This window comes from Tolumonas lignilytica (genome assembly GCF_000527035.1).
GTDB lineage: Bacteria > Pseudomonadota > Gammaproteobacteria > Enterobacterales > Aeromonadaceae > Tolumonas > Tolumonas lignilytica.
Genome location: NZ_AZUK01000002.1, coordinates 273,011 through 297,953 on the forward strand (window position 1 = coordinate 273,011; position 24,943 = coordinate 297,953).

A 24,943-nucleotide genomic window follows, 5' to 3' on the forward strand; every position below is an offset into this window, starting at 1 on the left:
TTATTCTATTGGATGATTTATGTATCAACTGAAACGAATTATTTGTATTGATTCATATGCTCAAGGCTTAGAAATAGATGTGTCACTCGATCAACACGCTAATTTCAATGGTGATAACGGCGTTGGTAAAACAACATTCCTGCAATTAATCCCTATTTTCTATGGAGCACAGCCGGGGCAAACCGTTCGGAAAGTTGGTTCACGCCAATCATTTGTTGAATATTATCTACCGCGAGACAGCAGCTACATCATTTATGAATACAGCCGACCTACGATAACAGGCGATTCCCAAACATGCATGGTGGTATTACGAGGGGCGCAAAATAACTCAGGCCGTCAAGTGCAGTATCTTTTCATTGATAGTGCTTACGATCGTTCATTATTTATGCTGCATCAGGCCGATGGGGGCTGGATTTCTCTAAGTTCAAGTGATTTAGCCTCGCGAATAAAGCGCAGCAACCGCATTCGAAGCAGTTGGCTCAATCCATCGCAATATAAAGAGGTGATTCAGTTTAATTACAAATCAACAACCGGCGCTGATAAAGACTGGTTACGCAATTTAAATGAATATCGTAATCGATTCTCGCTTTGTGCTAAGTCGCAGAATATCGAGCATATCGAAAAAGTAGTGCTAGGCATTTTAGGCAGGGCGCCCTCTTTCGATGCATTCAAAGATATCATTGCCACGATTATTCAAACCGATATTGGCATGACCGAGAGTGGACAAGCGTTTTCACATCTACGGCTCGATCATCACCATATTCACGATTTAATGGAAAGTCAGAAACAGTTACATCAGATCGAACAAAATAAAGAAAAAGCAGATGAACTGGCGATGCTTGCTCAGTCATGGCAAACGAATCATGAAAATTTACAAGCTATCGCCAGTTTATCGGTTCAGCTGCTCGATCATCTAAATTCGCAAATAGAAAAAACAGATCGGGAACGATTAGGCTCAAATGCAAAGCATGAAACCACCAGACTCGCTTATACCGATGCATTGCGGCTTTTTGAGAAAAATAAAATCAGCCTTGAGCAGCAAACAGAAGCATTCAAGAAACAGCTCAACACACTCGATGATGAACATAAAGCCTATCAGCAAAAAAATATCATTCAGCTGAAACAATGGGTCGCTCGGTTGCCACAAATTGAACTGGCTATCCAAGAGACATCGACATGGCTAGAAAAGTTGCAAAGCGGTGCTGAAGGCATTCAACTGAAATATCAGAAATTACAACATGAAAAAGAAAATGAGTTTAATAATCGCATCTCAGAACGACAGGCCGATATTCAACAGCAACAACAAGATTTTCATATAGCGAAAGACCGCATTATTGCGCAAATTAAATCGGAAAGAACACAACAGGAATCGCTCTTCAGACAAAAAGAGACGCACGCAAACGAACAATTCTCTCAATTCAATAATCAGTTAGGTCAGCTCACAGCGCAGCATGATAATCCGATCCCTTCACAGTCTTTGGCTGATTTAGACAGTAAAAAACGCGCAGAAATCAAAACCAATGATGCTGAAATTCGACACTTAAATCAGCAAGAAACAGCCATCACGCGTCAACTGAACGACCTGAAATATCAGCGACAACAGCATCTTGCCGTTTTAGAGAAAGAGCAGCACAACCTTCGTGATTACGAGAAAGAATTATCTAAACTTGAGGCTTATTTAGATCGTGAACCAAATCATTTGCTGCGTTTTCTCGATGATCATGTTCAAGGGTGGCAAGAAACAATCGGTAAAGTGATCGCACCAGAATTGCTGCTGCGCGATGATTTAGTGCCCGTTTTGAACGATGGAAACTCGTTCTTTGGCATACAACTCGATTTAACAGCCATTGAACCGCAAGCGCATTCAAATCGACTGCTTTTAGAAAATCAGATCTCAGCTGCAACAAGTGCGGTCTCGAAGCAAAAAGAGATGGTGAGCAATTGCGAACAAGTCTTAAATCAGACCATTAAAGAAATCAAAAAAGCAGAACTTCAGCTGCAGGATGTAACGAATCAATTACAGAAAAAAAATAATCATCGTCATCGATTGGAAGAAGAGTGCGCAGGTATTCAACTCCAGCAGACAGAACATATTCGTCAGGAAAAAATCAGGCTGCAAGGTGAAATCGAGCGCGTTAATCAAGAACTCAATATGTTAACAGCACTCAAAAACCAGATCGCTCATGAGCGAGCGAGTGTTGTTCAGGCCTTACAAGAAAAAGAACAACAGCAGATCAAACAGCAACAACAAAAATTTGATGAACAGCGAGCCCAAATTGAACAAGCAATTGGGAAAATCCGTCAACAAAAGGCTGAGGAGTTGAAAGAACTTCAGGCTGAATCTGACCGGGCGATGGCTGAACAAGGTGTCGATGTTGAAACGTTGCGGCGCGAAGAGCAAAAATTACAAAAGCTGAAAAAAGACCAAAAACAAGCCATCGAATCTCGTTCTGAAATTGACAGTTATGAGCGATGGTTCACCAATCAGTGGTCGCAGAAACCATTGTTAGAAGAGAAAGTCTCACAATCTCAAACACAGCTCGAATCAAATCAATTGCAATGGCAGGCTGAAGAAAAGCAATTCAAGCAACAACTTGAGCAACTTCAACAAGAGCTGACACGGCTAAGCCACCTTATCGACAGGTTGAAATTACAAAAAAACACATGCCAGCGGATCGTGGACGACAGTGCATCTTATTATGTCAAATCTGAGCAGGTTTGGGACGAAAGTATGACGGCAGACATACTACAGAGCCGTTGGGAGCAGAGCCGTAAACAACAATTTAAACTGATGAGCCAAGGAACAAATTGCTTCTCGTCACTCGCAACGGTATTCACGTCCCGTTCAGGAAGTCAGGGCGACAAATTCTGGCAACAAATGCAATCAGAAAAAATGGCGCATGAATACAGAGACTGGCTGAAGTGTGTCGACTCAATTCATACTTTCTACGAAGTGGAATTGTCACAATGGCGTGCAGTGGTGCGTAACGAAATGCGCAACAATGCCGAGCGAATTATTAGCTATCGCCGCAATCTCAAGAAATACCACGATGCGATTTCTACCAAATCCCGCCAGCTATCCAGCCAGTTAGTTGATACCAGCGTATTTGATGCAATTAATCGGATAGAGATCAGCCTTATTTCGTTAATCGATCAGCTGGATTTTTGGTCGACGCTCGAGCGCTTTGAAAAAGATTATCACCAATGGCAACAACATGATCAGGGGCTGCTACCACCTGATGAGCTGATTCAATTGCAAACCGAATTGTGCGATCTGTTTTTATCCCAAAATAGAGAAACGCCATTAAAAGATCTGTTCGATGTGGAAGTGGTTGTGCATGAAGGGGTGATTAAGAAATCAGCCAAAACAGACAAAGCATTAGAAAATATTTCCAGTAATGGTTTGTCATATCTCATCCTGATGCAAATTTTGGTGTCGTTGATGAATCTGTTGCGCGGGAAAAATTCTCAAACGGTTGTCAGTTGGCCGGTCGATGAGCTTGGCAATTTTTCCCGCGAAAACAGTGTTCGTCTTCTGGGGATGCTAGAGAAAAATCAGATTAGGATCGCGAGTGCCTTCCCTGATCCAGATCCTGAGTTGTTGCAGCATTTCCCATATGCTTACTACATTGAAAAGCCTCATAGGAATATCACAACTTTTACCGATCAGTTCGGACAACTTGCCGATGAGTTAGATGAAATGCTGTCAGGAGATGCTGCACATGTTTGAGTCGATTGCTCGTGAATTACTGCAAGGCGGCTTCATCTGTGAATATTCCAAGCCAGATGAATGGAAAGCGCTGCAAGATGATGATTTTAGACGAAAACTGAATGACTGGTTAAAACCAATCGACATGGTTTTGTTAAGTACCAGTACCAATTCAGCATGGTATGCCGGTTGGCAAACGGTAGAAACACGAACATCGTCTATTGATGCTGTATTTTCTAAACAAATCCTGAATTTCCGGCCCATGATCCAGTTTCTCAATCTGACGATGCAGGCGCTTCATCCGGATAAATCTTTGCAGCCTGGTGATGCAGTCCCCATGTTAAAGTTACAAACAGCATTAGAAACACATCACAGCCTGAGAGATGAATTAAGACAAATCTGTACGGTTTGGCGCAGCAATAAAGAGACGATTTCTGAGCAGTTGTTAACTGTGCTCCGACAATTGCAGAAAGAGGGTTATCTTGTTGAAGCAAATAAAGAAAGTCAGATATTCAGAATGACAGGGAAAATAAGCTGGTTTTATGAGCTGGCTGATTTTCTGGCGGAGCATCAGAAAATTGATGAAATGATACAAGAACTACCTGACGAACCGACAACGGGAGACTTATTCTCATGAGTCAGGAAATGTTGATTGGTCAGATATTAAGAGCACTCTCAAATCATAGCGAACTCATTACTCAAGCCTATACACAAGGGCGAGTGCAGACAGAGTCATCAACGAATATCCAATTATTGGTCAATAGTGGCTTATTGCAGGGGAATACCAGTGATGGATTTCGCTTGGTGGCACCGCTGCGAGATATGCTCGATATTGTGATCCAGCGGGAAAAACGCAGGATCAAAGCATTTGATGTTGCAGCATGGAGAGAACAAGTCATTCATCTGGTAGAGCAATATACCAATGCACTTCAGGAAGATCGGCATGATGATGCCCAATTTCATTTTCAAAGCTTAAGAGATGAAATTTATACGTTATCTGACAGCATGACCGACCAAACGCATCTGCTAGGCCTGAAGCTGGAGAATGAATTTGGTTATGTCAGCACGATGGCTGAAAAACGTCGAGAAAATGCGCAGCTTCTGAAACAAGCTGAACGATTAATGGATGCAATGAGTATTGTTAGTCATGATGATCTTGATGAGTGGGGAACCAGTCATTTTGAGTTACGACAACTGCTTCATAGTGAGCTTGATCGCCATATATTTGCAGCCCGAGAGCGTCTGAATCTTATTTTACCTCGTTTGCGGCACAAACTATTTGGACAATCAATCCCAGACCAGCAAACTGCTTTAGTGAAAAAATGGCAATCTTACTTATTCCGCCATCCTGAATATGCGCCTGAACGACCTGCCGATTTAAGATTAAGTGATTTTCAGCAGACTGCTTTGAATACCATCGCGGCAGATGAGGATCAAATTTCACTACAAGCAAATATCGGATTACATAACGAAACTGTCTGCCTGGTGATTGCAGCGAGAATCTCACAGAAAGAATATCGGGAGAAATCACAATCAGTTGCGGAGATTATCAAAAATGAAGTCGTAGCAATCAAGCCGTCAGCAAAAACAGAGCGAATAACGATGCCAAGTGAGTTTCAAAAACTGGTGAAAGTATTTATCTCTACGATGCCATCCGGTCGGACTGTTTCTGCGCTCAATTTTCTTAACTCAGCAGAGACCACACTTAAACCGAGAGATTGGTTATTGGGATTACATATTTGGACGAATCAGGATTTACGTCGTTCTCGGTTGTCAAAACGTCTGAGTGCTAAACCGATGCGACAATCTGAAGAAAAAGGGTTAGGGAACGTATTGATCTCAGACTATGAGTTTTATCTGAATGACTGAACAAATTAACTTACAGCAATCGAGAGTACTAGAATCCATCGTTTTACAACAGAAAGACAAAGTTCTCTTCAAAAAATGGATGCAGCCTATTCGGGATGCGTATCCATTTGGTCAATTAACCTTTGATGATAAATATTTGCTACTCACTGAAGCAGATTATGAAGTTATTGCTGAGTTACTAAAAGATCTACGTGGATATGATGTTCATTCAGCACAGCAACTACCATCAAACACTAGAATGGAGGTTGCGAAACGAATCAATAATGAAAAATCAGGAGGAGCAAAAGCAGGGAATGACTGGATTTTAATTTCAACATTATCAGGACAGTTGAAGTTGAAAGATGGTGATTATCGTTTACCACTTAATAGTGTTCTGGTCATGGACCTGCAGCAGCTTAAAGAACACCAACATCATACGATTCTCATTGTTGAAAATAAGGCAGTTTTACCTCATCTCTCATCATCAATCTTTAACGACATAGAGAACTACGATCCACTGATTATCTATCGAGGCGATCCTTATTTCTCAGTCGCGACTGCAAATGAGTTCATTCTTAGTCAGCAAGGACAATGTCAGATCCATACATTTTTTGATTCAGATCCGAAAGGGTTATCGATGGCCTTAGCCGTACCCTCGATTTCAGGTATGTGGTTAGTCGATTTAGCAAATATTTCTGTATTAAAGAACGTCAATCAGGAAATAACTTTCCAACAGCAATCGTCGGTTGATTATTCCATTGCGCAAAAATGTGAAAATTTTGGAGCTGAGTTGGCTCGTTATTATCAACGGATGAATCAATATCGTATCGCGATTATGCAAGAACATGCTGTAGCGAGAAACCTAGACATTATTTTACATAGCAAAAGCAGTTAGCTTTTCATGTGCAAGATAGTGAAATAATCCATGTCTCATACAAAGCCAATCAATATGAAAATAAGGTGGTGGTCAAAAATGCACTACCTCATTTGGGCGCAAACAAATGATCAGACCGTGAAAATTTTGGGCACAGTTTGGGCACCGAAAGCGGAATTTTCCAAAAAACAGAAAAATAAGATTTAAATGAGACTTTTTTGCGAAGTTAGGCGCTCATTTCGCAAATGAGCTGTGCCCACAAAAATAAGTGGTCAATGTTTGAGATGAGTTTTGATTGTAACTTCTTGATAAATCGAGAATTGGTGCGTCCTAATGGACTCGAACCATCGACCCCCACCATGTCAAGGTGGTGCTCTAACCAGCTGAGCTAAGGACGCACTTAAGAGATTTTTGCTATCGAAAAGATGGTGCGTCCTAATGGACTCGAACCATCGACCCCCACCATGTCAAGGTGGTGCTCTAACCAGCTGAGCTAAGGACGCATACACATCGTTTCGATGTGCCGGCATAATAACGAGATGATTTCATTCAGGCAAGCGCAAAAAAACATTCTGCGATCTGATTGCTCTTTTCGTGACCAACGACAAATTCAGTTTAAAAACAACTAGGCAGCAATTTTTAAACTGAACTCGTCTTGTCGACGATGTTTCGGATGACGACGGTAACTGCCTTTACCTTTAACATTTTCCTCTGTACGGCTGCGAAATAATTTATCCGTCACTAAGGCGTGTAAATGATTGTCAGTAATCGTTCCCCGTTGGTGCTGATAAGCTGCTTGTGATGTTTTCGATTTCATGGTTATCTCCTCTAAAAGATGCGCAAATTATGAACTTCGTCATAGTGGCAAACAAGAGAAATGTACAGGAAAACTATGAGTATCTGGCAAACAATCAAGTCTAAAATTGTATTCGAAACACCTTGGATCAGGGTGCGTCATGATGATGTTTTGACACCCAAAGGCAGCCCTGCGCAATACGGCGTGGTGGAATTTAAAAACCGAGGAGTGGGGGTTGTACCTGTGCTGGATGATGGACGGATCGTGATGGTACGGCAAACACGATACGCCATCGGTAATTTAAGCTCTCTGGAAATACCTGAAGGGGGTGCTCCTGAAGGCGAAGATTGGTTGCAAACCGCCGCGCGGGAATTACAAGAAGAAACAGGCTATATCTCAGATGATATTCAACCTCTACTCACTCATTTTTATATGTCGAACTCGGTGACCAATGAATATGGTGCACTGTTCATCGCGCGTAATTTGAGGGAAGGCCAACAAGAACTTGAAGACTCGGAAGACATACAAGTTGAATTGCATACTTTTGATGAGCTTCTTGCCATGATCAAGGCGGGGGTTATCTCTGATAGTCTGACTATTATGGCGTTACTTTATATTGCAGCTAACCGGGAACAGTATGATTTATAATCACTGATTCCGATGATTTGAAGGTTCATCGCTGCATAGTTAGCGGTTGATTTACTGGCTAATGTCATATTCAGACGGTGATTCTGAATAAATATATTTAATTCTGTGAAATAAAAGAGAATCAGAAGATTTTGTTTCTGCCATTCTTTTGATAAGATTTTTGTGTGGCACGGTCAAGGCTGATGATGCGTGCATTCTGAATTGAACACGAATAACAGGAATAAAGATGAAGAACTTTCGCAGAATCATGCAGGTCGCAGCCGTTGCATTCGCTGTAAATGCTAACGCGGCTGATATTAAAGAGATCCGTTTTGGTGTTGAGCCAGGGTATGCACCATTTGAAGTAAAAGCGGCTGACGGTTCATTGACCGGTTTCGATATCGATCTGGGTAACGAAATGTGTAAGCGCCTGAAAGCAAAATGTGAATGGGTCGAAGGCGATTTTGACGGTCTGATCCCTTCGCTGAAAGCGAAAAAAATTGACGCGATTCTGTCTGCTATGTCTATTACAGAAGAGCGTAAAAAAGAGATCGATTTTACCAATAAATTATACGGTACTCCTGCTCGCTTAGTGGCAGCGAAAGGTTCGGCAATCAAGCCAACTGCAGAAGCACTGCAAGGTAAACGTGTTGGTGTGTTACAAGGAACAACAGCAGAAACCTATGCAAAAGCAAATTGGCAGAGCAAAGGTGTTGAGCTGGTGCCTTACCAAAGTCAAGATCTGGTTTATGCTGACTTAGTTTCAGGTCGTATTGATGCAGCATTCCAAGATGCGGTAACTGCAGGTGAAAGTTTCCTGAACAAACCACAGGGCGCACAGTTTGAATATGCGGGCCCAGAAGTGAATGACGAAAAATATTTTGGTGTAGGTGCTGGTATCGGTGTTCGTAAAGAAGACGGTGCTTTGAAAGCAGCATTGAATACCACTCTTGCGGCTATGCGTAAGGATGGGACTTACGACAAGTTGGCTAAAAAATATTTTAAATTCAACATATACGGTGAATAACGCTTAGCGTTTTTGTTCGTTAATGACGAGGCTCTTCGATTGAGGAGCCTCGTTGTTTTTCAGTTTCGGAATAAATCAGGTAAATCGTTATGCTGTATGGGTATGGCTCCATTATTTTGAACGGAGCAGTAGTAACAATAGAACAAGCATTGTTCTCTGTTGCTCTCTCATTTCTGCTGGGGTTGATAGGTGCTGCCGCGAAATCGTCACAGAGCAAATTGGCAAAACTGCTATCTGGCGTATATACCACATTGATCCGCGGAGTACCTGATCTGGTACTGATGCTATTAATATTTTATGGTTTACAGATTGTGGTGAATAGCATTACGGAGTCTGTCGGCCTTACCCAGATCAATATCGATCCGTTTGTGGCGGGTGTCATCACGATTGGCTTTATTTATGGTGCTTATTTTACTGAAACCTTCCGTGGTGCCTATCTGATGGTTCCCAAAGGTCAACTCGAAGCTGGAGTGGCGTACGGTTTTTCTCCCTGGCAGGCATTTCGATATATTTTGTTCCCACAATTGATGCGTTTTGCGTTACCGGGCATAGCCAATAACTGGCAGGTAACACTCAAGGCGACAGCACTCGTGTCAATCATTGGTTTGTCTGATGTTGTTAAAGCTACGCAGAATGCGGGCAAGGGCACATACCATTTCTTCTATTTCACCATTGTGGCTGCAGTGGTTTATTTGATTTTTACTACAATATCGAATCTGGTTCTGCTGTGGTTGGAACGTCGTTATTCCATGGGTGTTCGGAGTGCAGAATTATGATTGATATCCTGTTGCAATATGGCAAGGCTTTCTTGTGGAGTGATGGGTATCATTTCACGGGTGTCGCGGTCACCCTGTGGTTATTGGTGTTGTCGCTGGCATTTGGATTCATGCTGGCACTGCCAATGTCGATCGCTCGCGTCTCGCAGAAGAAAGCACTCTGGATGCCAGTTTGGCTTTATACCTATATTTTCCGTGGAACGCCGTTGTATGTACAATTGCTGGTGTTTTATTCCGGTGTATACACGTTAAGCGTGGTTCGGGACGTTGAGTTTTTGAATCTGTTTTTCCGCAGTGGTTTCAACTGTACGGTACTGGCATTGGCTCTGAACACGTGTGCATATACCACAGAGATGTTGGCTGGTGCGATCAGGGCGATCCCTCATGGTGAAATAGAGGCGGCGCGAGCTTACGGTTTTTCCGGTTTTACGTTGTATTGGAATATCATTATTCCATCCGCGTTACGTCGTGCGTTGCCTGCATATAGCAACGAGGTGATTCTGATGCTGCATGCGACCTCATTGGCATTTACAGCAACAGTTCCTGATATTTTAAAAATCGCGCGAGACGTGAATGCGGCAACCTATAAGTCATTCCATGCTTTTGGTATTGCTGCTGCAATTTATCTGACTATTTCTTTTCTGTTGGTTGGTTTATTCCGCTTGGCTGAAAAGCGTTGGCTGAAACATCTGAGACCGCAATCAGCACATTAAGATTCATTTTGGAAAGGTTAAAAAATGCATAATTACAAATTGGCTGTAAAAGATTTGCATAAAAAATATGGCCAGCATGAAGTTATTAAAGGCGTATCTTTGTGTGCACAGGCGGGGGATGTGATCAGTATCATTGGTTCATCTGGCTCAGGTAAGAGTACATTTTTACGTTGTCTGAATTTTCTTGAAAAACCCAGCGAAGGTGCCATTTTTGTTAATGGCAAAGAAATTCACATGACGCTGGATTCGGATGGACAGTTAAAAGTCACTGATCAGAAAGAGTTGCAGCTACTTCGGACAAAACTAACCATGGTTTTCCAGCATTTCAATTTGTGGAGCCATATGACGGTATTGGAAAATGTCATGGCGGCTCCAATTAAAGTGTTGGGCATTGACAAAGAAGAAGCCAAAGCCAGAGCGATTCAATATCTGGAAAAGGTGGGTATCGATGAACGGGCCCGAGCGAAATATCCGGCTCATTTATCTGGTGGTCAGCAACAGCGTGTTTCTATTGCCCGTGCTTTAGCGATGGAACCAGAGGTATTGTTGTTTGATGAACCCACCTCTGCGTTAGACCCCGAGCTGGTCGGCGAAGTTTTAAAAATCATGCAAAAACTGGCCGAAGAAGGCAAAACGATGGTGGTCGTAACGCATGAGATGGGCTTTGCCCGTAACGTTTCGAACCATGTCATTTTCCTTCATCAGGGTAAAATCGAAGAGGAAGGGCATCCGGACGAGGTGCTTGGCAATCCAAAAAGCGAACGATTGAAGCAATTCTTGTCTGGTTCGCTGAAATAGCCGCTAAAAAAATGACCGGGATAACCCGGTCATTTGCTATTCCTTATGGGGTTCTGCCATGTCCAGCGGCGAAATCCACAGATCAAATTCTTCTGCAGTGAGATACCCTGACGCAATAGCCGCATCGCGTAAGCGTAAGCCATCGTGATGCGCTTTTTTAGCGATTGTTGCTGCCTTGTCGTAGCCGATGTGTTTATTCAGCGCGGTAACGAGCATTAAATTATCAGCCAGATGCTCTTCAATGCGCGGTATATTGGGCTCTATACCAGAAGCACAATGCAGATCAAATGCGCCGCATGCATCGGCTAATAACTGAATACTTTCCATGACGTTATGCACCATCACGGGTTTATATACGTTTAATTGAAAATTCCCCTGGCTTCCGGCAAAAGCAACGGCGGCATCGTTACCAAAGACCTGAACACAGACCATGGTCAAGGCTTCACACTGAGTTGGATTGACTTTTCCTGGCATAATTGACGAACCCGGTTCATTTTCCGGTATGACTAACTCACCAATCCCACAACGAGGGCCGCTGGCCAGCCAGCGAACATCATTGGCAATTTTCATTAAAGCGCCGGCTAAGGTTCGCAGTGCCGCCGAGGCTTGAACTAAAGCATCATGAGCTGAAAGAGCAAAAAACTTATTCTCAGCCGCCCGGAACGGGTAACCCGTAATGCTGGCAATATAGGCCGCCGTGCGCTCGCCAAACAGTGGATGTGCATTCAACCCGGTGCCGACGGCGGTTCCTCCGATCGCCAAATCAAGTAAACCTGACTTGCTGGCATGAATCCCTGCCAAGGCAAAATTCAGTTGAGCAACCCAGGCACTGATTTCCTGTCCCAGCGTAATGGGAGTTGCATCCTGAAGGTGTGTTCTGCCTGTTTTGACAATATGGGCATAGGCTTCAGCCTTTTCATTGAGCGTCCCTTTTAGATGCTCGATCACAGGAATTAACTGCTTTTCCAATTCCTCAATCACGGCAATATGCATGGCAGTAGGGAAGGTATCATTAGAGGACTGGCCGCAATTGACATGATCGTTCGGATGGATTGGGTTTTTACTGCCCACCTCACAACCACAAATTTCGATGGCCCGATTGGCAATCACTTCATTGGCATTCATATTGGATTGGGTGCCTGAGCCCGTTTGAAACACAACCAGTGGAAAATGTTCATCTAACTTGCCATCAACAACTTCCTGTGCTGCCTGCTCGATGGGATCGGTAATGGTGCCCGGTAATGTTCCTAACTCCTCATTTGCTTTTGCTGCCGCTAATTTTAATATTCCCAGTGCTCGGATCATGGGGCGCTGCCAGCGAAAACGGGCTACTCCGATAGGGAAATTTTCAATAGAACGCTGTGTTTGTGCTCCCCAGTATTTTTCTGCAGGCACCGTTACGCAGCCCATAGAATCAGTTTCGTAACGTAATCTGGTCATATGTGTCCCTCATGCCAATCACTTAGATAATCAATAGAGATAACAGAATTCTTCTATAATGATATTAGTTCCTATCTGCGAGGGTTGCTCAAAATGGACATCGGAACTCATGACCTGGCGGCATTATTTAGTCAGCTAGGGCTGGCAAATGATGAATCAAGTATTCATTGTTTTATTCAATCGCATGAATTGAAAGGGGATGAAACACTCCCGGATGCGCCATTCTGGACAGCCGCTCAGGCTGAAATGCTGAAACAGGCTTTCATTGATGATGCCGAATGGGCTGAAGCGGCAGACACGCTGGCTTCGTTACTGGCTGTAAAACACTAGTGTTGCAGGCTTTTAACTGGGATTCAGCACCGGAACGGCCGTTCCGGTGTTTGAGTAGGGGAAATTATAACCAGCCTTTCTTTCGGAAGAAGAAATAAGTACCGAAAGCGGATGCCAGCATCATTCCAATAGAGACCAGATAACCCAACTGCCAGTGCAATTCGGGCATAAAATCAAAGTTCATCCCATACATACTGGCAATGAGGGTCGGCGGCAGAAAGACTACGGCTGCCACAGAGAAAATTTTGATAACCTTGTTCTGTTGCAGGTTGGTAAAGCCCATTGCCACTTCCAATTGGAAGTTGATTTTATCAAACAGAAATTGCGTATGCGGCAGCAACGATTCGATATCGTGCAAGACTTCATCAATGGTTTTTTTCTGTTCAGTTAACAGTTGTTGTCTTACCGTCCGACGTAAAAAGCGTAGTGCGCGTCGCGTATCATGAAGCGCCAGACGGATTTGGCTGTTGGTTTCTTCCTGTTCCATCAGCTCTTGTAACATTTCATGTATCTGTTCGTCACTGAGAACCAGTTCGGACGTTTCTTCCAAAGTGGTATATCCGTCTTCAATCAGGTCAGACAAATATTCGACTTTCAGATCCATCAGCTCCAGCAAAATATCCATTGCATTTTCTACTTCGACACGATCGTGACGCATGTAGTGACGCAACAGGCGGACGATACCGATGTCTTCTTCACGGAAGCTGATCAGCAGGTTGTTGCGTAATGTAAACGACATGTTTACACCGCGGGTTTCGCCACCAATTCGTTGAGGGAATAACGATAAAATATGCAGACCATCAGTGTCCCAGTAGAAACGGGCAGATGCTTCGATTTCATCCAGTTCTTCTTCTTCGGGCACTTCTTCAAGGAACAAACTGCTCAGCCATTCACGTTCTTCATCGTCAGGCTTATGGGCATCCAGCCAAATTGTGTTGGGCGGTAATACATCCTGGGCGGTTAGCTGAATAACCTCCAAAATCTTATTACGCAGTATGTAAGCGGTAATCATGGGATCCCCCTTGAAAGGCAAATTTGGGGTCGTATTTTCTGCGAGGCACTATACCTAGCCTTTGTGACAAAGTCAGGTCATTTAGCCCGTTTCACTGAAATATGGCCTGTATTTCAAGCAATAACCATCAAATTCGAGTATTACTCCGCACGGATTTCTGGTGTTGCTTGCGCCATAGTGGTTTTAACTGGCGACGTTGTGGATCCAGTTCTCGCAGTATTTCTAAGGAGCATGGCACAGGCTCTTGGAGTAATAACGATATCAATATTTCGGCGGCTAAAGGTGCTGAGCATAATCCCCGGGAGCCTAACCCTGCAAAAATGAGTAAGTTAGAGGTCATATCCGGTAATCCGCCGGCAGAAGAATGCTGGGTTAACTCATTGTTTAATTGAGCATCAGAGCGCAAGCCGCCAACCACTGGGAAATGGTTTCTTGTTACCCCCCGAATGGCAGCTCGGCCATCGATGATGCGATGCGATGAGCTATTGACTGCCAGCGTTCTTTGCATTTTAACTTTATTTTCCTGATGCTCGCTGTCTCGTACCGAGCGATCGGTATCATTTCGGATGTAGGTGGCACCGATAACTTGCTGGCCATTGCGGGCGGGTAAGATATAACCATCTCCGCACACGACGGGAGTGGCGTTTTCTTTATCGGTAACGGCTTCGATGGATGAAATTTGTCCACGGAAGGGAGTAATAGGCAATGTCTGAGTTTGCTGATAACGACTAACTTCCGCGCCGTTAGCCAGAATGAGTACAGTGGCTATGTAAGATTCGTCTGCAGCGGTGCTTAAACACCATGAACCCTGTTGTTCATGGATGGCAGTTATTTCACAATTGAAATGTTGGGTTAACAATCCGGTAGCGGCAGCAAGTTGAAATAATGTGTGTGTCAGCTCATCGGGAATAACCCAGCCACCTTGGGGAAATAAGGCCCCATCGGTAACACCATGAATAAGTTCTGGAGGGAAGTGTGTAGCCAATAATTCGCCAATTCTTTGTGATGATTTTTCATCAAACGCTTTTAATAACACTCCGCACCAATCGAAGGTGATGGGTGATTGGTTATGAACTTCATGGATTAATTGTCTGCAATAGTGAAATGCAGAGCTGAAAAACTGAGACAACGGATCGGCAGGTTTATGGAGTAACGGATAAATCGCACCTTGTGGATTCCCGGAAGCGGCCTGAGCTACATCGGGATCGGCGCAAAATAATACGACCTGATATCCGCGCTGAGTTAAGAGATAACTCAGCCAGGCTGAAGCAATTCCACCACCCACAATAGCTACTGAATTTGGCGCTGAAAGTGGTGAGTTAGGTGTTTTTTGACTGCGGCCGAACAGCATTTCCCTTTTTTTCCCGTGCCCTGGCATTTTGGCCATCTCAAAGCCGACAGTAGTTAAACCTCGACGTACGAAACCCGCGGCAGTAAAGGTGGCTAATGTGCCCTGAGGACGGATCAGTCGATATAGCTGTGTGAACAAATTCTCTGACCACATATCAGGGTTTTTACTGGGCGCAAAACCATCCAGATACCAGGCATCCACTAATCCGTCACGAGGTGAATAAACCTGCGGCAGTAAATCATTCACATCACCAAACCAGAGATCCAGTATGACGTTGCCTTGATCAAAACGAAGTCGCTGACATCCGGGGATTGCAGCAGGATAGGCAGCAATTAATGATTCACTGAATTCAGTTAGTTCGGGCCATGCACACAAAGCCCGTTGTAAATCCTGTCGGGTGAGCGGAAATTTCTCAAAACTGATGAAATGTAAGCGAGAAACTTTTGTCTCTGGTACGGCTTGTTTCTGTTGTCGGAATGCCTGCCAGGTTGCCAAAAAATTCAGTCCGGTTCCAAAGCCGGTCTCAGCAATTACAAACACGGGGCGGTCATGTATTAGCCAACGTTCAGGGAGGTTATTTTGCTGGAGGAACACATAACGAGTTTCTTGCAGACCATTATCGTTGGAAAAATAGACATCCTCAAAAGAGTCCGAAATGGGGGCTCCCGCATCATTCCAACTTAATTTGGCGTTTTGTAATGAGGTCTGCATGAAAAAATCTCGACTATTTCACAAAAGTTCGGTGGATTTTACGGGAAAGCAGACCAGTTGTTGAGATAAAACAGGTAAACTATACCTAGGTCATATAAGTCATATTGGAACTTAAGTTAATGAGAAGAGCTGTTATCACTGGTATCGGGATCGTTTCTAGTCTGGGCAACAACGCGGCCGAAGTTCTGGCTTCGCTGAAAGCGGGTAAGTCAGGGATTTCTTATTCTGAACAGTTTGAACAACACAATCTGCGTAGCCGCGTATGGGGCAATATCAAGCTGGATGTCGCTGAACTAATTGATCGCAAAGTACTGCGTTTCATGGGCGAAGCTGCAGCGTACGCTTACCTGTCTATGCAACAAGCAATTGCTGATGCCAAATTGACTGAAGATATGGTTTCTAATCCACGGACTGGGCTGGTAGCCGGTTCAGGTGGCGCATCTTCTAAAAACCAGATCGAAGCCTGCGATACATTGCGTGAGAAGGGTGTTCGTCGTGTTGGCCCATACATGGTTCCTCGTACCATGTCTTCAACCACGTCAGCATGTCTGGCGACCCCATTTAAAATCAAAGGTATTAACTACTCCATCAGTTCTGCCTGCGCGACGTCTTCACACTGTATCGGTCATGCACTGGAACAGATCCAATTAGGCAAACAAGACATTGTTTTCGCCGGTGGCGGTGAAGAGGTGGATTGGACTCTGGCCCTGCAGTTCGATGCGATGGGTGCACTGTCCAGCAAATATAACGACACGCCAGAAAAAGCATCCCGTACTTATGATGCGGATCGTGATGGCTTCGTAATCTCTGGTGGTGGCGGTATTGTTGTTGTTGAAGAACTGGAACATGCATTAGCTCGCGGCGCTCACATCTATGCAGAAATTACCGGTTACGGCGCGACTTCTGATGGTTATGACATGGTTGCACCATCAGGTGAAGGTGCTGTTCGTTGCATGCAACAAGCCATGTCAACAGTATCTGCTCCAATCGATTATCTGAATACACATGGAACATCTACTCCTGTTGGTGATGTGAAAGAACTGGAAGCGATCCACGCTGTGTTCGGCGATAAAGCACCAAAGATCTCCGCAACTAAAGCTATGAGTGGTCATGCTCTGGGTGCTGCCGGTGTTCATGAAGCCATCTACAGCTTGCTGATGATGGAAAACAAGTTCATTGCACCAAGCATCAACATTGAACATCTGGATCCTAAAGCTGAAGGTCTGCCAATTGTGACTGAGTATCAGGATGCAGAACTGAACACTGTCATGTCGAATAGTTTCGGTTTTGGTGGCACCAACGCCACATTGGTATTCAGTAAATTTAAAGGCTAATGATTTCATTAGACTAAATGGCATAATAAGGGGCTTATAGCCCCTTTTTCTTTTCAGGCGACAAATATGAAGATTGTGGTTGATGAAAATATGCCACTTACCCAGGCATTGTTTGCTGAATTTGGTGAGGTCGTCGCGTTACCCGGTAGGACGATGACGGCAGAACAGTTGGCCGATGCTGATATTTTATTGGTACGTTCTGTGACTAAGGTCAATGCCACTCTCTTATCACAGGGCAATAAACTGAAGTTTGTTGGTACCGCCACCATTGGGACTGACCATATCGATAAAACATTCTTGGCGGAAAAAAATATTACGTTTGCCAGTGCTCCCGGCTGTAATAAGGTTTCAGTGGGCGAATATATCATCAGCGCATTGCTGGTGATTGCAGAGAAATATCAATTTTCTCTGTCTGGATTGTCATTGGGAGTTATCGGGGCCGGTAATACAGGCTCTGCGGTAGCCGGAAAAGCCCGGCAACTGGGTATCAATGTAAAACTATGTGATCCGTTTAAAGCGCAGTCGGGTGATCCGCGAACATTTGTTTCTTACGACGAGGCATTGAAATGTGATTTGATCAGTTTCCATGTGCCGTTAACGCGCAATTGTGAACACGCTACTTTTCATTTGTTAGATCAGAAACATATTCAGGCGTTACGTTCAGACCAGATTTTGTTGAATGCTTCACGCGGCGAAGTTTGGGATAATCAAGCCATGCTGTCGCGCCAGCAATCGGCAGAACCGTTAAGGCTGGTGATGGATGTGTGGGAAAATGAACCTGATATCCTTCATGAGCTTGTTCCGTTTACCGAAATTGCAACACCTCATATTGCAGGTTACAGCTTAGAAGGGAAATACCGAGGAACCTTCATGCTTTACGAAGCATTTTGTCAGCAGTTCGGGTTTGAGATGAAAAAACAGTTATCTCCACTTTTACCCATTGCCGATATTTGCTCGTTATCGTTACAAACTGCCGTGAATGAAGCAGTACTGAAAAAATTAATACATTTGGTTTATGACGTTCGGCGAGATGATGCCAGATTCAGACATCTGGTTGGGCAACCCGGTCAATTCGACGAAATGCGTAAGAAATACCCAGAACGACGGGAATGGAGTTCTCTCTCTGTTGTTGCTGAATCAGATCGCAATGTATTGGTCGATCTTGGTTTTAATGTTTCAGGGTTTTAAAAGAATACAGGAGAAAGAGTAATGCCTATGAATATTGCCATTGCAGGCAGCGAAGAATTAATCAGTGAAAGTTTATTGGAATTACTACAGGAAAAAGCGCTTCCAATCGGTCAGATGTTTTTGCTGACAGCCCAGAATGCAGAAGACCAAGAGTCAATCCGTTTCAATAATAAAACGGTTTATGTACAGGAACTGGATTCTTTTGATTGGTCACAGGTTAACCTGGTTTTTTTTGTGGGCAATTCTTCGGAATATAACAACGCATTTAAAGCGGCATTACATTACGGCTGTAAAATCATAGATCTGCGTTCAGGTGAATATAAAGATTCATCACATGGTTTGAGTCTGCTCGATCAAAACATTAATTTGAATACGGCTGTTCATGTTTGTCCGGATGATCTTGCCATTGTAATGGCTCAGATCATCATGCCATTTTTTGAAGAAACGGCTATTACTCAGCTAAATCTTGTTGCTCTAGAACCCGTGTCTGTGTGTGGTAAAAAAGGAACGGAGGCGTTAGCCAGAGAAACCGCTCAACTCATGAATGGCCGACCACTGGAAAACACACTATTTCCTGCACAATTGGCCTTTAATGTGGTTCCTGAACAAAAAACGCCATCCTTAATTGCTGAGCTGCAAATATTGTTTCCTAAAGAAAAACTCAATGCAGCCGTAACCTTATTACAGGTGCCCGTTTTTTATGGAACAACCGTGATAGCTGACATCACGCTGGAAGATGCATTACCACAGCAGTTAGTTCGTGAAATGCTATCATCCGTGAATCAAATTGAATTAACAGACGAATTACTGACACCGGTTTCTCATGGTTCCAATCAGAATAAAATTTATGCGCAGTTTATAACTGGTGATTCAGAAGAGATTCAAACATTTAGATTGTTTTTGGTCACAGACTTGCTTCGTTGTGGTCGTGTTCAGAATGCAATTTCTCTGGCTGAGCAGTTACTGCAATAAACATTGAATGTGATAATGGCAGCAAGACGTGGCTGCCATTATGATAAAGTTTGTTAAATCAAACAGTTTGTTCTTATTATGAGAATAGTTGGCCTTTGGCCGAGAATTGCCTTAGTTGCTCGTGGTTGGACTATAAAGACCAGATAATAGATAGAAAGGACATCGAATATGGGATTTAAACTATCTCGGTTGGCGCAAGCAATGTTAGCAACAGCCTTGTATTCAACAGCTGTATTGGCCGCAGATAAGACAGATGACTTTTATATTGAAATAAAAGGGCCTGATAGTCATGTCCAACCTCAGTTGTCAACGGCACCGGTTGCGCCAGTAGCCAGTAAAAAAATATCGAATGGGCGGACACCTCATCCTTATATTCCAGAGCGTCTGGATAAGACCGTATTGACGACTAACAGCAAAATCTATGGCCCGGTGAAGAAAACCGACACAACATGGGCAATTGCAAATGCAATCAGGAAATTATATCCGGGACAGGGGATCAGCACTCGGAGAGTCATGGTTGCATTGCACCGGAAAAATCCTCATGCATTTGCGAGTGGACAGCTTGATACATTGCTGGCAGGTACTCGTCTTTCAATTCCGTCATTAAGTGAAATTCAGGCAACAGTTATTCGTCCGGCCACACAGCAGGCTGCGACCAAAGCAGATACGGTAGAGAAGAAAAATGCATTACCGGTAGACAAATCGCCATCAGTGGCAACGTCTACGCCGACAAATAGTCAACAATCCCCGTCTCCCGCTACCGTTGCATCGAATGCGGTGCCGACTGTGGCGTTATCTGAAGCAGCAAAGACCACGATTGTCGCATCAACCTCGTCAGCATTAATTGATAGTAAAGTTTCTGAACTGGTAGCTGGAACAGCGCAACAGCCTGTCGTTTCGTCTGCAGTCTCTACAGCAACAGCGACTGCTCCTCAGGCTGAAAGCGAAGAATTGTTGGCTTTTAAAACAGAAAATAAAGAGTTAAAAGATCAGATCCAGAAATTGAATGCGCAGCTCACGAATTTGCAGTCGACTGTGCAAGAAAAAGACCAGTTGAAGCAAGAATTAGCGACGTTACAGACGCAATTACAAGAGCATGAGAAAGCGGCGCAGGTTGCACAACAAGAGAAAAAACAGGCAGCACTCTCTGCACCAACCCCGGTTAAGGGATTCCTAGCCGAAATTTTAGCAACACCTTTAAACTTGTTGTTGCTCATTTCATTACCTGTTTTGGCTATTCTAGTGGTGTTGAGTTTCTGGCTGCGTTCTCGCGCAAAACGAGAATTAGCTGCCCGTGAGCAGGAGATGGCTGAATCGACTGCCGTTATGATGGATGAAACGGAAAGTGATTTTGGCGATTTGCTGGCGGTGGATTTATCGGAAAACAATGACAACGATGTTGCCTTTCCTGATTTGAATTTACAGGATGAATCATTGATTCCGACCTCCATCTCGGCAGAAGTAGAGTCCAACATGTCTCAAATGGCAGATGACGTTCCTCTACCGCCTGATGTGGTTCCTGAAATCTCAGAAGATATTTTCAGCGCTGCAGAAAAACCGGATATTGATCTAAATGCACGGGATGAAAACCCTTCGATGGAAGCCAGCGGGGTAGAGAAACAAGATTTTGCGGCTATTCTGTCTGATGCGGATCTTGCGCAGGCACTGGAAGCTGATTTTTCATTTTCAGCGGTTGAGCCAGAAGTAAAAACCGAAATCCCGGAACCGACTGACTCATTTGATTTTGACTTGACGACTGTCGAACAAGAGGATGATACAGCATTAGCCTCGCGTCTGAATCTTGACAAGATGATGGCAGATCCTGGTTTACAAATGACCGAACAGGTAGTGTCTGAGCCTGAAGGCTGGGAGCTTTCTGCAGATGAGCAACCAACAGACGTTCTGACTGCTTCTACAGAGCCGGATGTTGATCTGAAAGCGGTACATGACGATACCGAAAAATCATGGTTAAAGCAGTTTGAAGCCGATAAAACGGCAGATATGTCAAATGATTACCTCTCGATTGATGAGTTGTTGGCTCAAACCGAAAAAATGAATGCAAATGAAGCTACTAATCCAGATTCGCTTCAGCCTAATCTGGATATCGGTTTGGATGAATTTCCTGATATGTTGCCACAACATGATGGTATTGATATCGATGATGATGGTGGTATGGGCGCCAAACTGGATCTGGCCCGGGCATATCTCGAAATTGATGATAAAGAAAGTGCGAAAGAATTGCTTCTTGAGGTGCAGGAAACTGGCACCAGAGAGCAAATAAAAGAGGCTGAAAAACTACTTTCCCGTCTTGCATAAAACAGTACAAAAAGTGGCGAATGTAATCGCCACTTTTTTTTATCTCCTGCTAACGTATAATCCCGCGCGATTCTGCCGGAGAGAAATATGCGTATTGCGCTAGGAATAGAATATTTCGGTGCTAACTATTATGGTTGGCAACGACAGCGAGAAGTAAATAGTATCCAGCAAGAGTTGGAAACGGCGTTATCCCGGGTTGCTAACCATTCAGTAGAGATACAGTGTGCTGGACGTACGGATGCGGGTGTGAATGCCACTGGGCAGGTCATTCATTTTGATACCACAGCGCAGCGGCAAATCTCAGCCTGGACTCTGGGTATCAATGCACAACTGCCAGATGATATTGCAGTTCGTTGGGCTCATATCGTGGACGATACTTTTCATGCTCGGTTTTCCGCAACTGCTCGGCGCTATCGGTATATCATTTACAACGAACCTTTGAGACCAGGCATTCTTTCAAAGGGGGTTAGTCATTATTACCATCCATTAGATGCAGAAAAAATGAATGAAGCCGGACAACTATTGCTGGGCGAGCGTGATTTTACCTCATTCAGGGCTGCTCAATGCCAGTCTAATACGCCATTTCGTAATATCATGTCGCTGGCGGTTCATCGTGCTGGTAGTTATGTCATCTTAGACATCCAAGCAAATGCGTTCCTACACCATATGGTCAGAAATATTATGGGTTCGTTGTTGCTGGTTGGTACCGGTGAAAAACCGATAGAGTGGATTGCTGAGATCCTGGAAGCCAAAGATCGGACCGTGTCTGGCGCGACGGCAAAAGCAGAAGGGCTATATCTGGTGGATGTGACTTATCCTCAAAATTACGGGCTGCCTAAGCCACCCTTAGGTCCGTTATGGTTTAACGCATAAATTATAACGACAAGTAAACAAATTGTGTCTTTTATGCTTTAATGCACGGTTGATATGCTATCGATCGAAATGATGTTAATTAGTCGATTTTGGTCGGATTAAGACTAAAGTAAGGAATCCCATGAGCTGGCTTGAAAAGATTCTTCCAAAAAGCGATAACTCCCGTCGTCACAATATACCTGAAGGTATTTGGACAAAATGCGACGGTTGTGAGCAGGTATTATACAAAGCCGAAGTAGAACGTAGTTTATCTGTTTGTCCAAAATGTGGTCATCACATGCGGATCGGTGCCAGAGCACGGCTGGAACGTTTTCTGGACGTGAATAATCGGAGTGAACTGGGAGCAGAACTTGAGCCGCAGGATATTCTGAAATTCAAAGATTCAAAACGATACAAAGATCGTCTGACGTCAGCACAGAAAGATACAAACGAAAAAGACGCTTTAGTGGTGATGAAGGGCACGGTTAAAGGTGTTCCTGTTGTGGCCTGCGCATTTGAATTTACATTCATGGGCGGCTCAATGGGATCTGTGGTTGGTGCTCGCTTTGTACGTGCCGTCGATGAGTGCATTAAAGAACGTCGAGGTTTGATCTGTTTTTCTGCATCTGGCGGCGCTCGTATGCAGGAAGCATTGTTTTCCTTGATGCAAATGGCTAAAACCAGTGCGGCACTTGAGCGTCTGAGCGAAGAAGGTTTACCTTATATTTCGGTACTTACAGATCCAACCATGGGTGGGGTATCTGCAAGTTTCGCCATGCTAGGTGATATCAATGTCGGTGAACCTAAAGCATTGATTGGTTTTGCTGGTCCGCGTGTTATTGAGCAGACTGTGCGTGAGAAATTGCCAGAAGGTTTCCAGCGTTCAGAATTCCTGTTGGAAAAAGGTGCAATCGACATGATCATTGATCGTCGAAACATGCGCGATAAATTAGCTTCTATTCTTGGTAAATACATGAACCTCAGTGTTGTTGAGGACATGCACGCATGACATTACCGGTCATGACTCAAAGCCAGTCGTTGTCCGACTGGCTTTCTTATTTAGAGCAGATCCATCCGCAGCAAATTGAACTTGGACTACAACGTGTCAGAACGGTGGCACAACAAGCCGATTTAATGCGATTGCCGGGTATAGTTATTACTGTTGGTGGAACAAACGGTAAGGGTTCTACTTGCGCAATGTTAGCCAGTATCTTTCAGGCTGCAGGATATTCGACCGGTGTTTATGCATCACCGCATTTACTCCGTTATAACGAGCGAGTGAAAATCAACGGACGTGAAGTCTGCGATGCGGATCTGTGTTCTGCTTTTGCTGAAATTGAAGAGAAACGTGCGGGGATCAGCTTAACTTTCTTTGAATTTGGAACATTGGCTGCTTTTGCTGTATTTAAAAAATACAAACCTGATGTCATTCTTTTGGAAGTCGGACTCGGTGGTCGATTAGATGCCACTAATATTATTGATGCTGATATATCTGTAATCACCAGCATTGATTTAGACCATTGTGACTGGCTTGGCGACACTCGAGAGGCCATTGCTGTAGAAAAAGCTGGCATCTATCGTGCTGGGCGTCCGGCCATCTGTGGCGAACCGAATCCTCCCCAGTCCTTGATGGAAACATCACAGGAAATTAACGCTGACTTATACCAGGTTAATGATCATTTTAGTTATAAGACAACTCGCGATGGGTGGGATTACCAAGGCCAACACAGGCAATTCTCCAGTCTTCCAGCTCCTGTGTTACCGCTACAGAATGCAGCTACGGTACTGGCAGTATTAGAACATACCCCCTTATCCATATCTGAAGATGCTATTCGTTCTGGCTTAAGACAAGCTTATTTATCCGGGCGTTTTCAGATTTTGCAGTCTAATCCGACAGTTATTATTGATGTTGCCCACAATCCTCATGCTGCGGCATATCTTGCTAAGCAACTGGCTAAGCAAAAGGCCAGTAGGATCATCGCTGTAGTGGGTATGCTCAAAGATAAAGATATTCGGCACACGCTGGAACATGTTTTACCTTATATTGATATTTGGCATCTTGCTGATCTTGCTGGGCCTCGGGCGGCCAACGCAAAAGATTTAGCGGCTGTGCTACCCAGAGATACTCGTTTTACATGTCATGCCTCTGTGATCGCTGCTTATGAGGCTGCTTTAACTGAAACATCATCAAATGAGCTGATTATTGTATTTGGTTCTTTTCTCACGGTTGCTGACGTTTTAGCAACAACAGAACAACGATAATTCAGTC

General features: G+C 44.0%; 21 protein-coding genes and 2 tRNA genes. 17 read left to right on the forward strand and 6 right to left on the reverse strand.

Going from position 1 to position 24,943, the window contains the following annotated elements; all coding sequences use genetic code 11:
• Positions 1 to 19 precede the first annotated feature (19 nt).
• From H027_RS0116295 to H027_RS0116310, 4 genes are read left to right on the forward strand one after another with little or no spacing between them, the layout of a single operon-like run.
• Positions 20 to 3,730, forward strand: a complete 3,711-nt coding sequence (locus H027_RS0116295) for an ATP-binding protein (protein ID WP_024873497.1) — start codon at positions 20 to 22, stop codon at positions 3,728 to 3,730.
• Positions 3,723 to 4,346, forward strand: a complete 624-nt coding sequence (locus H027_RS0116300) for a condensin complex protein MksE (RefSeq protein WP_024873498.1) — start codon at positions 3,723 to 3,725, stop codon at positions 4,344 to 4,346. The genes H027_RS0116295 and H027_RS0116300 overlap by 8 nt, the downstream gene beginning before the upstream one ends.
• On the forward strand, positions 4,343 to 5,578 hold the full coding sequence (locus H027_RS0116305) for a hypothetical protein (RefSeq protein ID WP_024873499.1): 1,236 nt from the start codon (positions 4,343 to 4,345) through the stop codon (positions 5,576 to 5,578). The genes H027_RS0116300 and H027_RS0116305 overlap by 4 nt, the downstream gene beginning before the upstream one ends.
• Complete coding sequence (locus H027_RS0116310) at positions 5,571 to 6,452, forward strand: DUF7281 domain-containing protein (protein WP_024873500.1); 882 nt, start codon at positions 5,571 to 5,573, stop codon at positions 6,450 to 6,452. Before H027_RS0116305 ends, H027_RS0116310 begins: the two co-directional genes overlap by 8 nt.
• A 300-nt stretch (positions 6,453 to 6,752) precedes the next feature.
• Here H027_RS0116310 and H027_RS0116320 read toward each other — a convergent pair.
• The 3 genes from H027_RS0116320 to H027_RS0116330 all read right to left on the reverse strand — a co-directional run bounded on the left by H027_RS0116320 (position 6,753) and on the right by H027_RS0116330 (position 7,248).
• A tRNA-Val gene (locus H027_RS0116320) sits at positions 6,753 to 6,829 on the reverse strand.
• 28 nt (positions 6,830 to 6,857) lie between these two features.
• Positions 6,858 to 6,934: transfer RNA gene (locus H027_RS0116325), tRNA-Val, on the reverse strand.
• Positions 6,935 to 7,056: 122 nt separating this feature from the next.
• Entirely contained in the window at positions 7,057 to 7,248 is a 192-nt protein-coding gene (locus H027_RS0116330) for an alternative ribosome-rescue factor A (RefSeq protein ID WP_024873501.1), read from the reverse strand.
• A gap of 75 nt (positions 7,249 to 7,323) precedes the next feature.
• On the opposite strand from H027_RS0116330, the gene H027_RS0116335 reads away from it, so the two are divergent.
• The 5 genes from H027_RS0116335 to hisP all read left to right on the forward strand — a co-directional run bounded on the left by H027_RS0116335 (position 7,324) and on the right by hisP (position 11,168).
• Complete coding sequence (locus H027_RS0116335; RefSeq protein ID WP_051449057.1) at positions 7,324 to 7,875, forward strand: NUDIX domain-containing protein; 552 nt, start codon at positions 7,324 to 7,326, stop codon at positions 7,873 to 7,875.
• A gap of 226 nt (positions 7,876 to 8,101) precedes the next feature.
• Positions 8,102 to 8,881, forward strand: a complete 780-nt coding sequence (locus tag H027_RS0116340; protein ID WP_024873503.1) for an ABC transporter substrate-binding protein — start codon at positions 8,102 to 8,104, stop codon at positions 8,879 to 8,881.
• An 83-nt stretch (positions 8,882 to 8,964) separates the two neighbouring features.
• The gene (locus H027_RS0116345) at positions 8,965 to 9,657 is read left to right on the forward strand and encodes an ABC transporter permease (protein WP_272912580.1); all 693 of its coding nucleotides are present in this window, start codon (positions 8,965 to 8,967) and stop codon (positions 9,655 to 9,657) included.
• Positions 9,654 to 10,370: an ABC transporter permease gene (locus H027_RS0116350; RefSeq protein ID WP_024873505.1), complete on the forward strand. Its 717-nt coding sequence runs from the start codon at positions 9,654 to 9,656 to the stop codon at positions 10,368 to 10,370. Before H027_RS0116345 ends, H027_RS0116350 begins: the two co-directional genes overlap by 4 nt.
• 24 nt (positions 10,371 to 10,394) lie before the next feature.
• The gene (hisP, locus tag H027_RS0116355; RefSeq protein WP_024873506.1) at positions 10,395 to 11,168 is read left to right on the forward strand and encodes a histidine ABC transporter ATP-binding protein HisP; all 774 of its coding nucleotides are present in this window, start codon (positions 10,395 to 10,397) and stop codon (positions 11,166 to 11,168) included.
• 36 nt (positions 11,169 to 11,204) lie between these two features.
• Here the strand turns inward: hisP and fumC are convergent, their stop codons facing one another.
• On the reverse strand, positions 11,205 to 12,608 hold the full coding sequence (gene fumC / locus H027_RS0116360) for a class II fumarate hydratase (RefSeq protein WP_024873507.1): 1,404 nt from the start codon (positions 12,606 to 12,608) through the stop codon (positions 11,205 to 11,207).
• Between the two features lie 93 nt (positions 12,609 to 12,701).
• Here fumC and H027_RS0116365 point away from each other — a divergent pair, with 93 nt between their 5' ends.
• The gene (locus tag H027_RS0116365; RefSeq protein WP_024873508.1) at positions 12,702 to 12,938 is read left to right on the forward strand and encodes a DUF2789 family protein; all 237 of its coding nucleotides are present in this window, start codon (positions 12,702 to 12,704) and stop codon (positions 12,936 to 12,938) included.
• 64 nt (positions 12,939 to 13,002) lie between these two features.
• Here the strand turns inward: H027_RS0116365 and corA are convergent, their stop codons facing one another.
• On the reverse strand, positions 13,003 to 13,950 hold the full coding sequence (gene corA / locus H027_RS0116370) for a magnesium/cobalt transporter CorA (RefSeq protein WP_024873509.1): 948 nt from the start codon (positions 13,948 to 13,950) through the stop codon (positions 13,003 to 13,005).
• A gap of 127 nt (positions 13,951 to 14,077) precedes the next feature.
• Positions 14,078 to 16,012 (reverse strand): bifunctional tRNA (5-methylaminomethyl-2-thiouridine)(34)-methyltransferase MnmC2/FAD-dependent 5-carboxymethylaminomethyl-2-thiouridine(34) oxidoreductase MnmC1, encoded by a 1,935-nt coding sequence (mnmC, locus tag H027_RS0116375; RefSeq protein WP_024873510.1) that lies wholly within the window; start codon positions 16,010 to 16,012, stop codon positions 14,078 to 14,080.
• A gap of 119 nt (positions 16,013 to 16,131) precedes the next feature.
• Here mnmC and fabB point away from each other — a divergent pair, with 119 nt between their 5' ends.
• From fabB to folC, 7 genes are all read left to right on the forward strand, one after another.
• A complete protein-coding gene (gene fabB, locus H027_RS0116380; protein ID WP_024873511.1) occupies positions 16,132 to 17,346 on the forward strand; it encodes a beta-ketoacyl-ACP synthase I in 1,215 nt (404 codons plus the stop codon).
• Positions 17,347 to 17,412: 66 nt separating this feature from the next.
• Positions 17,413 to 18,534, forward strand: a complete 1,122-nt coding sequence (locus tag H027_RS0116385; protein ID WP_024873512.1) for a 4-phosphoerythronate dehydrogenase — start codon at positions 17,413 to 17,415, stop codon at positions 18,532 to 18,534.
• 21 nt (positions 18,535 to 18,555) lie between these two features.
• Positions 18,556 to 19,506, forward strand: coding sequence for an Asd/ArgC dimerization domain-containing protein (locus H027_RS0116390; RefSeq protein WP_024873513.1), 951 nt, complete (start codon positions 18,556 to 18,558; stop codon positions 19,504 to 19,506).
• A gap of 168 nt (positions 19,507 to 19,674) precedes the next feature.
• Complete coding sequence (locus H027_RS0116395; protein ID WP_024873514.1) at positions 19,675 to 21,822, forward strand: motility hub landmark protein FimV; 2,148 nt, start codon at positions 19,675 to 19,677, stop codon at positions 21,820 to 21,822.
• An 87-nt stretch (positions 21,823 to 21,909) separates the two neighbouring features.
• Positions 21,910 to 22,695, forward strand: a complete 786-nt coding sequence (gene truA / locus H027_RS0116400) for a tRNA pseudouridine(38-40) synthase TruA (protein ID WP_024873515.1) — start codon at positions 21,910 to 21,912, stop codon at positions 22,693 to 22,695.
• A gap of 121 nt (positions 22,696 to 22,816) precedes the next feature.
• Positions 22,817 to 23,683, forward strand: coding sequence for an acetyl-CoA carboxylase, carboxyltransferase subunit beta (accD, locus tag H027_RS0116405; RefSeq protein WP_024873516.1), 867 nt, complete (start codon positions 22,817 to 22,819; stop codon positions 23,681 to 23,683).
• Positions 23,680 to 24,936 carry a bifunctional tetrahydrofolate synthase/dihydrofolate synthase gene (gene folC / locus H027_RS0116410; RefSeq protein ID WP_024873517.1) on the forward strand — a complete coding sequence of 419 codons (1,257 nt, stop codon included), beginning with the start codon at positions 23,680 to 23,682 and terminating at the stop codon, positions 24,934 to 24,936. The genes accD and folC overlap by 4 nt, the downstream gene beginning before the upstream one ends.
• Positions 24,937 to 24,943 lie beyond the last annotated feature (7 nt).